Below are 12,965 nucleotides of genomic sequence, written 5' to 3' on the forward strand. Positions count from 1 at the left end.
ACCCATGAACAGGGCCGCATTTCTCAACTACCTCCGCGATCCGCACAGCCTGGATGCAGGCAGCATCGGCCCGCTCAGCGACCTGGCCAGGCAGTTTCCATATAGTGGTCTGGTGCAGGCACTGCTCGCCATCAACCTGCACAAGGAGGGGCATGTGCGCTACGAAAGCCAGATCAGGCTGGCCGCAGTCCTTTCGCCCGACCGCAATCTTTTGCGGCTTCACCTGCGCGATATTGCCAGAGGCAAAACCGTGGCGCTGCCCGATGAATACAACCAGAGCCCGACCTTCGAGGTGCCTGTGGAAGAAACGCCTCCTGCTCCGGCACCCGCTGCCGTTGAGGAAGAGCCGGTGATGGAAACAGGCAAACCTGCCGCAACCACTGCTTTCGAACCGCCGGCTGGAAATCAGGTGAGCCCCGCAGCTGAAGAAACCATCGAAGACGACGAGCTGCTGCGACGTCGGTCGCTCGAAGAGCTCAAACGCCTGGTGGCAGAGCGGCTGAAACAAATGCAGGAACCCGAAAGCACCAAAAAGACAAGCGAGCTGAGCAAAGAAGAAATCATAGAAAAGTTTATCCGCGAAAATCCAAGCATCAGCCGCCCCAAAGCTGAGTTTTACAACCCGCTTACTGCGGCACAACAAAGCGTGGTGGACCAGGAAAACATTGTGAGCGAGACCCTGGCCAAAATATACCTCCGTCAGGGCCACATCGAGAAAGCCATTGCCATGTTCGAAAAATTACGCTTGAAATATCCGGAAAAAAGTAGTTACTTTGCAGGCCTTATCGAAGAATCGAAAAAGAGTTCAAATAATTAAAAATCAATAAGATGTTTGTTGTTGTATCCATTTTGATGCTGCTTGCAAGCGTGCTGATGGGCCTGGTAGTGTTGGTACAAAACTCCAAAGGTGGCGGGCTGGCGAGCAATTTTTCCGCTTCAAACCAGATCATGGGCGTCAGGCAGACGGCCGATTTTCTGGAAAAAGCCACATGGACGTTGGCCGTGGCCATGCTGGTTTTTGCGCTGGCGAGTGCAATGGTCATCCCCAACCGCTCGGCCTCGTCAGGCGTAGCCGATACTGAGCTCCGCAGCAAGATCGAACAAACCAAACCGGTTGACTTCCAGGCACCACCTGCTCAGGACGAAGAATAATTCCTGACAAAAGCAAAAAATAAAAATGTCAGAATGTCACAACATTCTGACATTTTTATTTGAAAACGTCTTTGGCACAAAATATGTCAGTACATGGGGCAACCGGAAAAAACGTTTTAATCAATCAATAAAACTGAACGAATATGGGAAAACTCAATCTTAAACCTCTGGCTGACAGGGTTGTTATCGAACCCGCTCCCGCAGAGCAGAAAACTGCTAGCGGCATCATCATTCCTGACACTGCCAAAGAAAAACCCCAGAAAGGCACTGTTGTGGCTGTTGGTCCCGGCGTGGACGACAAACCCCTTACCGTGAAGGAAGGCGATATGGTGCTCTATGGCAAATATGCCGGCACCGAATTCAACATCGACGGCACCAACTACCTCATCATGCGCGAATCAGACATTATCGCTATTATCTGAAAATCAATTAATTAACTTTTAAATACGAAAAAAATGGCAAAAGACATCTATTTCGACCTGGAAGCAAGAGAGAAGCTCAAAAAAGGAGTTGACGCACTCTCCAACGCAGTAAAAGTGACACTCGGACCCAAAGGCCGCAATGTGATCATTGAAAAATCGTTCGGTGCACCTCAGATCACCAAGGACGGTGTTACTGTGGCCAAGGAAGTGGAACTGAAAGACCCGGTTGAAAACATGGGTGCACAGATGGTGAAGGAAGTGGCCTCGAAAACCAACGATATCGCAGGCGACGGTACCACCACCGCTACTGTGCTGGCTCAGGCCATCATCACCACCGGTATGAAAAACGTTACCGCCGGTGCCAACCCGATGGACCTCAAAAGAGGTATCGACAAAGCTGTTGAGAGAGTTAAGGAATCGCTCAAGGCCCAAACCCAGGAAGTTGGCGAAAACAACGAAAAGATCAAGCAGGTTGCTTCGATTTCGGCCAACAACGATACCACCATCGGCAGCCTGATTGCCGAAGCCATGTCGAAGGTGAAAAAAGAAGGTGTAATCACCGTAGAAGAAGCCAAAGGTATGGAAACTTATGTGGACGTGGTTGAAGGTATGCAGTTCGACCGCGGCTACATCTCTCCCTACTTCATCACTAATGCCGAGAAGATGGAAGCTGTGTACGAAAATCCCTTCATCCTGATCCACGACAAAAAGATCTCGGTGATGAAGGACCTGCTGCCCATCCTCGAAAAGAGCCTGCAAACCGGCCGTCCGCTCATCATCATTGCCGAAGACGTAGAAGGCGAAGCCCTTGCCACCCTCGTGGTCAACAGGCTCCGTGGTTCGCTCAAGGTGGCTGCTGTTAAAGCTCCCGGATTTGGCGACCGCAGGAAAGAAATGCTCGAAGACATTGCCGTGCTCACCGGTGGCGTAGTGATTTCGGAAGAAAAAGGCTACCGCCTCGAAGACACCACCCTCGATATGCTCGGTAAGGCCGATAAGGTTACCATCACCAAGGACAACACCACCATCGTAAGCGGCCATGGCAGCAAAGCCAGCATCGATGCACGCGTTGCCCAGATCCGCAAGCAGATCGAAACCACCACTTCGGACTACGACCGCGAAAAACTGCAGGAACGTCTGGCTAAACTGGCCGGTGGTGTAGCTGTGATTTATGTGGGCGCTGCCAGCGAAGTGGAAATGAAAGAAAAGAAAGACCGCTTCGAAGACGCCCTCAACGCCACCCGTGCAGCCATCGAAGAAGGTATCATCCCCGGCGGTGGTGTTGGTTTCATCCGCGCCATTGAGGCCCTGGCCGACCTGAAAGGCGAAAACGAAGACGAAAATACCGGTATCTCCATCATCAGGCGTGCACTCGAAGAACCCCTGCGCCAGATTGTTGAAAACTCCGGCCTGGAAGGCAGTGTGGTTGTAAACCGCGTGAAAGAAGGTAAAGGCGACTTTGGTTACAACGCCCGCACCGAAAGGTTCGAAAACCTGCTCGAAGCCGGTGTAATCGACCCGACCAAAGTGGCCCGCGTAGCCCTCGAAAATGCAGCCTCCATTGCCGGTATGTTGCTCACTACCGAATGCGTGCTGGTTGAACACAAAGAACCCAAAGACAAAAACATGCCCCCAATGAACAGCGGAATGGATGGCATGATGTAATCCTTCATAAAATCCTTCCAAAAATAAAAAGCCTTCCTCACGGAAGGCTTTTTTATTAATAGCGTGTAACTCATTACTATTCAGTAAACTAAAAATTATCGAAATAAAATAACTTTATTTTGTTTAATTTTTTGAACAATTTTTTAAACAAAATGAGCTGCACCCTGTTTATAAGTTCGAAAAAAGTAAATCATGAAAAATCTGAACGGACACACTGACCTGCTCAACGGAAAGCATCACAGCAACGGAAACGGTCACCACAGCCATACAAACGGCTTCCACTCGCAGAGCGAACTTGACCTGATTGGCGACGAGCATGTGGCCACAAGCATCGACACCCCCATGAGGGAGGACGCATTTGAATTGAGCGACGAGGCCAAAATTGCCAGAATTGAGCGGCATTTCGAGCAGATCATGCACACCCTTGGGCTCGACCTGACCGACGACAGCCTCAAAGGCACGCCGCGGCGGGTGGCCAAGATGTATGTAAAAGAAATTTTCCGCGGGCTGAATCCCGAAAACAAGCCTGCACCCTCCATATTCGAAAACAAGTTTCGGTATGGCCAGATGCTGGTCGAAAAAAGCATCAACCTGAACAGCACCTGCGAGCACCATTTTCTGCCCATTTTTGGCAAAGCCCATGTGGCATACATTGCCAAAGACGGAGTGATTGGTCTTTCGAAGATCAACCGGATCGTGGATTATTTTGCCCGACGTCCGCAGGTGCAGGAGCGCCTCACGGTTCAGATAGCCAACGAGCTGAAAAAAGTATTGAACACAGAGGATGTAGCAGTGATTATCGAAGCAAAACACATGTGCGTGTCTTGCCGCGGCATTCAGGATGAGAGCAGCACTACCCTGACTGCTGAATACTCAGGTGCGTTCAAAAACGAAAAACGCAAGGAAGAGTTTCTATCGTATATCGGATTGAAAATCTGACCCTTACTCCATCAACTCCATATATACTTCCCTCAACCCCGAGCCCCGATGGCGCCCCAATCGCCAGGAGGGCTCATTTTTTTAATTAGCCGCCTTCACAACGATGATGTAAGACGGGAAGTGGTCGCTGTATCCACCCATGAATTCCCCTCCCACATAGGTACGGAAAGGGTATCCCTTGAACCGGCCGCTCCGTTGGGTAAGTTCCACTTTGTTGTGCACACGGGCTGTATGGAATCGATACGATGAATAATTATCACCTAACCAGGCCTGGCTGATTACAATCTGGTCGAAAAGGCTCCAGGTATCGCGCCAGGCATTGGAGCCTATACCTTTCTGATAAAGTGCATACATGGGGTTGTAAAAATCACCGGGCTTCAGGGCATTCGTGCTGCCCTTGGCGCGCAATCCCTCCGTGAGGCTTTTGTTGGTGGGATTGTCGTTAAGGTCGCCCATCTTAATGATTTTTGCGTTAGGGTCGATGCTCAAAAGCGAGTCAGTAATATGCCGCGCAAGTTTGGCAGCTGCCATGCGCAGGGGCATGGAACGTTTTTCGCCTCCCCTTCTGCTGGGCCAGTGACCGACAATAATGTGTATGCGCTCGCCGTCGAAATCGCCCGAGACCACCAGTTGATCTCTTGTACGGAAATCGGGCATGCCATCAACGGTAAGGCGATAGCTTTTGTGGTGAACCGGTTTAAAATATTTTGCTTGGTAAAACATGGCTACATCCACGCCCCGTCTATCGGGCGAGTGGTAATGAATGATCTGATAGTTTCGATTAGCAATGGCAGGCATTCTGGCCAGATCTTCGAGCACCTGACGGTTTTCGACCTCGGCAACCCCCAGAATGGCAGCCCCATCAGGCGAAAAATCAAGTCCAATAGATTGGATTGCTTCGGCCATGCGTCCCAGTTTGTGGAGATATCTTTTGCCATCCCAACGTGCTGCTCCCAGAGGTGTGAACTCCTCATCGTTTGTCAGCGGGTCGTTGATGGTGTCGTACAAGTTTTCGAGATTGTAAAAAGCAATACAGCCCACCTTGAATTGCCTCTCCTGGGCAAATCCCTTCCCAGAACCCAGCAGCAGCGAAAGCAACAGCAAAAATGTAATACCAGATTTCATCATTTTGTCATTTTGAACCCGGCAACGCTGCCGGATCGCATCTTTCTGCCAAAATTAGGACATTGTCATGATTGTTTGCCTTACCAAATAAATCAACGGAGTTAAATTGCCGTTAAGTGGCTTAATAGCGCAATTTATCTTCCTTTAATGCCAGCTAGTCAACATTCCACTACCTTTGCCGGATATTGAAAAGTTAGGATTCTGTATATGAGAAAAAAACTACTCATTTTGCTGGGTGCACTTGCTTTCGGGCATTTTCTCCCTGCCCAGACCGACACCTCTGTGATGGTGAACCAGGCGGCGCTTCCGGTGATTACCCTTACCGAGGGCGAGCTTGACGGAGGCAGGGCTGCCAACGATATCTCAGGCCTGCTTCAGTCGTCGAGGGACATTTTTGTTTCGACAGCCGGTTTCAACTTTAGTTCGGTGAGGTTTCGCATGCGCGGTCTGGATTCGGAAAACACCACTGTACTGTTTAACGGTGTGAGCATGAACGATCTGGAGACAGGTCGGGCCAGCTATTCCACCTGGGGCGGACTGAACGATGCCACCCGTTTCACGGAAGTGAGCAATGGCATTGGTACGTCCGACTGGTCGTTTGGTGGCATTGGCGGTGTGACCAACATACTTGGCCGGGCCAGTCAGTTTCGCAAGGCGCTCAATCTGAGCTATGCCGCCAGCAACCGCAGCTACAACAACCGCCTGATGCTCCTCTATGCCACCGGCATGCAGGAAAATGGCTGGGCGGTGACACTGAACGGCTCGCGCCGATGGGCTGTAAATGGTTATGTGCCTGGCACTTTCTACGATGCATGGTCGTGGTTTGCTTCCGTCGAAAAAAGACTGAATAGTAAACACAGCTTTGGGCTGATTGCTTTTGCTGCGCCAACAAAACGCGGCATGGCTTCGGTGTCGGTGCAGGAAGCTTACGATCTGGCAGGAACAAACTACTACAACGCCAACTGGGGCTACCAGAACGGAAAAATACGCAACGCCAGGGTTAACTCATACAACCAGCCGGTCATCCAACTCTCGCACTACTGGACGCCCGGCGAGAAAACCACTGTCCAGACCACCGCCTTCACCTGGTTTGGGCCAGGAGGAAGCACGGCCCTCGACTGGAACGAAGCCAACGACCCGAGACCAGACTATTACCGCAACCTGCCCAGCTATTGGAAACAACGGTCCGACGAGAGCAATTATGCCTATTATCTTGACCAGTGGACCAATAATGAGCAGTTCAGGCAGCTGCGCTGGGATCATTTCTACTTTGCCAACAGCAAGAATTTGGCTACCATTAACAACGCCAACGGCATTGCCGGAAACACTTACACCGGCAATAAGTCGAAGTATATTGTGGAAGACCGCCGCATGGACCGCAATATGGTAGGTCTGACGGTCAACGCACAGCACCAGCTGAACGCTGCCACCCGCATTGCCGGTGGCCTGAGCTATACCAGCTCGAAAACACATCACCACAAGCGGCTCAACGACCTGCTTGGAGGAGATTTCTGGCTCGACATTGACAAATATTCCGACCAGGAACCATTTGGCATTACGGATGCCTCACAAAACGACCTGCGTCGCCCCAACAGAATCATCAAAGAAGGTGATATTTTTGGCTATGATTACATTGCCAATGTCAATGCTGCCGAGCTCTGGGCGCAGGCCGAACACAAGTTTCGCAGGCTGGAAACCTATCTTGGTGCAAAAGTCAGCAGCACTGAGTTCTGGCGAACGGGCAACATGCAAAACGGCCGCTTTCCTGACAACTCTTTCGGGGATGACCAAAAGACGAGTTTTTTGAATTATGGCATTAAAGCAGGAGCCATTTATGCCATCGACGGCCGTAATTACCTCATGGCCAATGCTGCCATGCTCACCAGGCCTCCTTATTTCCGCGATGTGTACCTCTCGCCCCGCACACGCGACACAAAAGTCAGCCAAATCAACAACCAAAACTTGCTGGGCGCCGACCTGAACTACATCCTGCGGTCGCCTAATCTCAAGGCCAGGCTCACTGTTTATCATACCGAGGTGCATAACGACTTGTGGACCAGAAGCTATTATCACGAAGACCTGCGCGCATTTGTCAATTATGCCATGATTGATGTGGATACGCGCAGCCAGGGCATTGAGTTTGGCGCCGAAATCAACCTATCGCCTACCCTCTCGGCCCATGCCGTTGCCGGACATGGCATCCATATCTTTACCAACAGGCCCAATGTGACCATTTCGGCAGATAACGATTCCAAACTCCTTGCCGAGAACCGGACCGTTTACCTGAAAAACTATTATGTGGGTGGCTCCCCACAAACCATTTATTCAGGTGGTTTGCGCTACAACTCCCCAAAATTCTGGTTTGCAGGGCTGAGCGGCAACTACTTCGACAATGCCTACCTGGAACCCAATCCGGACAACCACACCAAAGAAGCCATGAGCCGCTATGCCGAAGGCGACATCCGCATCGACAAATTGCTCTCACAGAAAAAACTCGATCCGGGATTTACCCTCGATTTCTTCGGGGGAAAATCGTGGCGGGTGAAGGACGGATTGTTGCTGCTCAACGTAAGCGTGAACAACATCCTCAATCAGCGCGACATCGTTTCCTGGGGATTTGAACAGCTCCGCACCGACCTGCGCGATCCTGACCGTTTTCCGGCCAAATATGCCTACATGTACGGAACCACTTATTTCGTCAGCCTCACCTACCGAAAAAATTAAGACATAAATATTTGATTTAAAGCAATATGAAAAAGTTTCAGCTCATCACCTCATTTTTGATTTTGTTGTTTCTTGCCGGCGCCTGCGTCAAGCAGGAATTCGACAAGCCTCCCATCGGACAGCTTCCTGTGGGCGATGTGTACACCATCGGAGACCTCATCAACATGCTCAATACCACCGGAGCTACCCAGTTCAACAAAGATGCATCGGTTTATGCCGTTGTAACCATGGACGAAACCTCAGGCAACATTTACCGCAATGCATACATTCAGGATGCCACAGGCGCCATCAATGTCAGGCTGAAAGAATCGGGTGGACTGCGTGTGGGCGATTCCATCAGGGTGTACCTCAAAAACGTACTTCTGTCCACATACAATGGCATGCGTCAACTCGATAATGTGCACAACGACAGCAATATTGTGATCCTGGCCAACCAACGCTACCGCAAGCCTGACACCGTTACCATTCCACAGATCCTGAGCGGAAATTACCAGGCCAAACTCATCTATCTGAAAGATGTACAGTTTATTGCCGGGGATACGGCCCGTACCTGGAGCGAAAGCAATGCCACCACAAACCGCATGCTCGAAGATTGCGATGGCAGGACGATCATCGTGCGCACCAGCAACTTTGCCAATTTTGCTACCAAGAACCTTCCCAACGGCAAGGGCGGACTGGTGGCCGTGGCCGGGGTATTCAACAACACCTGGCAGCTCTATGTGCGCACCCTTTCCGAAGTGCAGATGAACGACACGCGTTGTGATGGAGGCGGTGGAGGCGGCGGCCTCACGCCGGTGGATGAGGTAAACCAGAACTTCGATGGCGTGACTGCCGATGTGGACATCAACTTCCAGGGCTGGTCGAACATTGCCGAAGCCGGCACACGCAAGTGGCAAGGAAAGATATTCAGCGGAAACGGCTATGCCCAGGCTACCGGTTACAACTCGAACCAGAACAGCATTGTTTCCTGGCTCATCACACCTCCGGTTAAAATGGATGTGGCCAAGAAACTGCGCTTCAAAACTGCCAAAGCTTTCTGGGCTCATGGAAACGAACAGCCTCTGACCGTGCTGGTATCGAGCAACTTCGACGGCACCAACATTGCCGCTGCATCCTGGACACCCATCAATGCCCGCCTGGCCAACCAAAGCGATGCCGACAACGCCTGGATTGAATCGGGCGACATCGACCTGTCGCCTTTCATCCCCGAGGGAAAGATTGCTGTTGCTTTCAGATACAACGGAAGCCATACCCTCTCGACCTCTTACCGCATTGACGATGTGTATATCGGCACCCAAAGCGGCGGTGGAGGCGGCGGTGGAGGCGGCAATGCCGGAACCATCGACAATCCGTTCACCGTGGAGGAAGCCATCGAAAAACAGAATGCCAACCCCTATGTGGTGGGATGGGTGCAAGGATATATTGTTGGTGCAGTAAAAAGTGGTGTGAGCAGCGTGAGTTCGGCTGCCGATATTGATTTCTCCGCACCATTCAGTTCGGCAACCAATGTATTGCTGGCCAGCAACATGAACGAAACCGACTTTACAAAGATGGTGGCAGTCAACCTGCCCTCGGGCACACCGCTGCGCACCCAGGTTAACCTGCTCGACAATCCGGGTAATCTCAAAAAACAACTCAAAGTAACCAGCACGCTGCGCACTTATTTCGGCATTGCCGGATTGCGCGATGCCCCCGGACAGACCGGCGACTTTGTGCTGCAGGGCAGTGGCGGTGGTGGCGGTGGCGGCACCGGCACCCAGAACGACCCCTTCACCGTAGCCCAGGGCATTGAAAAGCAAAATGCCACGCCCTATGTAGTAGGCTGGGTCAGAGGTTATATTGTTGGTTCGGTCAAAAGCGGGGTTAGCTCCATCAGTTCCTCGGCCGATATTCACTGGACAGGGCCTTTCACTTCAGCCACGAATGTGCTGATTGCCGACTCGCCCACCGAAAATGATTACACCAAATGCATTGCCGTGAACCTGCCCGCAGGCTCAGCCCTGCGCACACAGGTCAATCTGATGGATAATCCCGGCAACCTCGGAAAACGTCTCTCCGTGACAGGCACATTGCGCACCTATTTTGGCATTGCCGGATTGCGCGATGCCCCCGGAACCACCAGCGATTTCGTGCTCGAAGGCGGCGGTGGCGGCGGTGGCGGCGGAAATACTATTTTCTCCGAAGATTTTGTCACGAATCTTGGAGTATTCTCAGCCGTGAGCGTGGTTGGTGATCAGGTATGGACCTGGGGCAATTTCGACGGCGGATGCGCAGTGATGACAGGTTATGTCAACCCCAACCGCTTACCCAACGAAGACTGGCTCATTTCGCCTGCCATCAACCTCACCGGCATCAACAATGCCGTGCTCAATATCCGTCAGGCAGCCAACTTCGTGAGCAATGAGTGGTCGTTCCTGCAAGTCATGGTTTCGACCAACTACACCGGCGGAAATCCCAACGACGCCACCTGGACAGAGCTCACCGTACCCAACAGGCCCTCCGGAAACAACTGGACTTTTGTAGACAGCGGCGACATCAGCCTGGCTGCCTATGGCGGACAGTCCAACGTGCGCATCGCCTTCCGGTATCGCTCTTCTGAAACAATTGCCTCGACCTGGGAAGTGAGCAAGGTCGTAGTAAAGAACTAGTCAGCACACCTGCAAAACAAAATGGCCACCTGACAGATCGGGTGGCCATTTTTTATTGTCAAGGTCGGTAGAGCTACTCACAAGGTTCGACAGGCTGCCGGGCCGGACACCATCACGGCTCACTTATTTTTTGCAATTTTGCACCTTTAAACGACGTTTGATCAAAGCATAACAATCATTCAGCATGAGCCGAAGCCTTGTAATTATACCCACCTACAACGAGAAAGAAAACATCGAAAATGTGCTGCGAACAGTCTTTGCCCTCAGCGAGCCTTTCCATGTGCTTGTGGTTGAGGATAATAGTCCCGACGGAACGGCTGACATTGTCAAACGTTTGATGAAGGAATTCGAAGGCAGGTTGTTTATTGAAGAACGCAAAGGCAAACTCGGCCTGGGCACGGCTTATATCCATGGTTTCAAATGGGGACTGGCGCGTGCCTACGATCATATCATCGAAATGGATGCCGACCTCTCGCACAATCCTGCCGACCTGCCCAGGCTGCTTGAAGCTTGCCGCAACGGGGCCGATGTGGCTGTGGGCTCAAGGTACATCACAGGCGTCAATGTGGTAAACTGGCCCATGGGCCGTGTGCTGATGTCGTACTATGCCTCAGCTTATGTGCGCCTCATCACTAGAATGAAAGTGCGCGACACCACCGCCGGTTTTGTGTGCTACAAACGTAAAGTGCTTGAAACCATCAACTTAGATAAGATTAAGTTTGTTGGCTATGCCTTCCAGATCGAGATGAAATACAGCGCCTGGAAACTGGGCTTCAGGATAGTTGAAGTGCCCATAATCTTCACCGACCGTACGGAAGGCACCTCCAAAATGAACAAGAAGATCTTTCGCGAAGCAGTGTTGGGCGTGCTCACCCTACGCTGGCGCGGACTTACCGGGCGCATCAAACCCGTTGCAAAAAACTAAAACCAAATCTCATGCCCAGCGTCCTGATTATCCGGGGTGCCACACTGGTCAACGAAGGCCTGCAATATCAGGCCGATGTGGTGATCAGCCACGATAAAATAAGCGACATCCTTGCGCCTGGCGAAGAAAAGCCTCAATACAGCGCCTATACACGTATAAATGCCCGGGGCCTTTACCTTTTGCCGGGTCTGATTGATGATCAGGTGCATTTCAGGGAACCCGGTCTGACGCACAAAGCGGATATATTCACCGAAAGCCGCGCCGCTGTGGCCGGTGGCATCACCAGCTTTATGGAGATGCCCAACACCATACCCAATACGCTGACACAAAACCTTTTAGAGGAGAAATATGAAATTGCAGCCCAAAAATCGTGGTGCAACTACTCCTTCTACATGGGCGCCTCGAACGACAACCTGAACGAGGTGTTGCGCACCGATCCGAAAAAGGTTTGCGGGATAAAGGTTTTTATGGGCGCCAGTACCGGCAATATGCTGGTGGATGATGCCAAAACCCTCGAAGGCATATTTGCCGATGCGCCCACCCTGGTTGCCGTGCATGCCGAATACGAACCGCTCATTCGGGAAAACACGCGCACTTTCATGGCACGCTATGGCGACAATGCCCCCAGCTCGGTGCACCCCCTGATTCGCAATGCTGAGGCGTGTTACCGCTCTTCGGCTCAGGCCGTTGAACTGGCAGCAAAACGCGGCACAAGATTGCACGTGCTGCATCTGAGCACAGCCCGAGAAATGCAGCTGTTCGACAACACCAGCCCCCTGGCCGAGAAGAAAATAACCGCCGAGGTGTGCCTCCATCACCTGTGGTTCAGCGATGAAGATTATGCCGATAAGGGCAACTTCATCAAGTGGAATCCGGCCGTGAAGTCTTCCTCCGACCGGGATGCGCTGTGGCAAGCCCTCCTGACCGACCACCTGGATGTGCTGGCCACCGATCATGCACCACATACCATTGCTGAGAAATCGGCCCCTTATTTTAAGGCGCCCTCGGGCGGACCACTGGTGCAGCACCTGCTGCCAGCCATGCTCGAAAAATGGAAAGACGGGACAATTTCGCTCGAAAAAATTGTCGAAAAAGCCTGCCATGCCCCGGCTATGGCTTTCAAAATCAATAAACGTGGCTTCATCAGACAGGGCTACTTTGCCGACCTTGTGTTGGTTGACCCAAACCGACCATGGACGGTTAACAAGGAAAATGTGCTTTATAAATGCGGCTGGTCGCCTTTCGAGGGTACCCGTTTCAGCAGCAGTGTAATCATGACCCTGGTCAACGGCCAGATTGTTTACGATCAGGGTAAATTTGCTGAGCCGGGCAATGGCATGCGCCTTCAATTCGACAGATAATCAA

The 12,965-nt window shown here is 51.7% G+C and carries 10 protein-coding genes; 9 read left to right on the forward strand and 1 reads right to left on the reverse strand.

Annotated features, from left to right (window positions below; all coding sequences use genetic code 11):
- Window positions 1–4 precede the first annotated feature (4 nt).
- The 5 genes from IPM52_07505 to folE all read left to right on the forward strand — a co-directional run bounded on the left by IPM52_07505 (window position 5) and on the right by folE (window position 4,178).
- Window positions 5–817 carry a hypothetical protein gene (locus IPM52_07505; protein MBK9291457.1) on the forward strand — a complete coding sequence of 271 codons (813 nt, stop codon included), beginning with the start codon at window positions 5–7 and terminating at the stop codon, window positions 815–817.
- Window positions 818–828: 11 nt separating this feature from the next.
- The gene (gene secG / locus IPM52_07510) at window positions 829–1,152 is read left to right on the forward strand and encodes a preprotein translocase subunit SecG (GenBank protein ID MBK9291458.1); all 324 of its coding nucleotides are present in this window, start codon (window positions 829–831) and stop codon (window positions 1,150–1,152) included.
- A 143-nt stretch (window positions 1,153–1,295) separates the two neighbouring features.
- Window positions 1,296–1,574, forward strand: coding sequence for a co-chaperone GroES (locus IPM52_07515; protein ID MBK9291459.1), 279 nt, complete (start codon window positions 1,296–1,298; stop codon window positions 1,572–1,574).
- Window positions 1,575–1,607: 33 nt separating this feature from the next.
- The gene (gene groL / locus IPM52_07520) at window positions 1,608–3,239 is read left to right on the forward strand and encodes a chaperonin GroEL (GenBank protein ID MBK9291460.1); all 1,632 of its coding nucleotides are present in this window, start codon (window positions 1,608–1,610) and stop codon (window positions 3,237–3,239) included.
- A 192-nt stretch (window positions 3,240–3,431) separates the two neighbouring features.
- Window positions 3,432–4,178 carry a GTP cyclohydrolase I FolE gene (gene folE, locus IPM52_07525; GenBank protein ID MBK9291461.1) on the forward strand — a complete coding sequence of 249 codons (747 nt, stop codon included), beginning with the start codon at window positions 3,432–3,434 and terminating at the stop codon, window positions 4,176–4,178.
- Between the two features lie 81 nt (window positions 4,179–4,259).
- Here the strand turns inward: folE and IPM52_07530 are convergent, their stop codons facing one another.
- Window positions 4,260–5,303 carry an endonuclease/exonuclease/phosphatase family protein gene (locus tag IPM52_07530; protein MBK9291462.1) on the reverse strand — a complete coding sequence of 348 codons (1,044 nt, stop codon included), beginning with the start codon at window positions 5,301–5,303 and terminating at the stop codon, window positions 4,260–4,262.
- Window positions 5,304–5,510: 207 nt separating this feature from the next.
- Here IPM52_07530 and IPM52_07535 point away from each other — a divergent pair, with 207 nt between their 5' ends.
- The 4 genes from IPM52_07535 to IPM52_07550 all read left to right on the forward strand — a co-directional run bounded on the left by IPM52_07535 (window position 5,511) and on the right by IPM52_07550 (window position 12,961).
- The gene (locus IPM52_07535; GenBank protein MBK9291463.1) at window positions 5,511–8,027 is read left to right on the forward strand and encodes a TonB-dependent receptor plug domain-containing protein; all 2,517 of its coding nucleotides are present in this window, start codon (window positions 5,511–5,513) and stop codon (window positions 8,025–8,027) included.
- A 26-nt stretch (window positions 8,028–8,053) separates the two neighbouring features.
- A complete protein-coding gene (locus IPM52_07540) occupies window positions 8,054–10,675 on the forward strand; it encodes a choice-of-anchor J domain-containing protein (GenBank protein ID MBK9291464.1) in 2,622 nt (873 codons plus the stop codon).
- Between the two features lie 184 nt (window positions 10,676–10,859).
- Window positions 10,860–11,600, forward strand: coding sequence for a polyprenol monophosphomannose synthase (locus IPM52_07545; GenBank protein MBK9291465.1), 741 nt, complete (start codon window positions 10,860–10,862; stop codon window positions 11,598–11,600).
- 11 nt (window positions 11,601–11,611) lie between these two features.
- Entirely contained in the window at window positions 11,612–12,961 is a 1,350-nt protein-coding gene (locus IPM52_07550) for a dihydroorotase (protein MBK9291466.1), read from the forward strand.
- Window positions 12,962–12,965 lie beyond the last annotated feature (4 nt).

This window comes from Bacteroidota bacterium, from assembly GCA_016715945.1.
Classification (GTDB): Bacteria; Bacteroidota; Bacteroidia; order Bacteroidales; family F082; genus JALNZU01.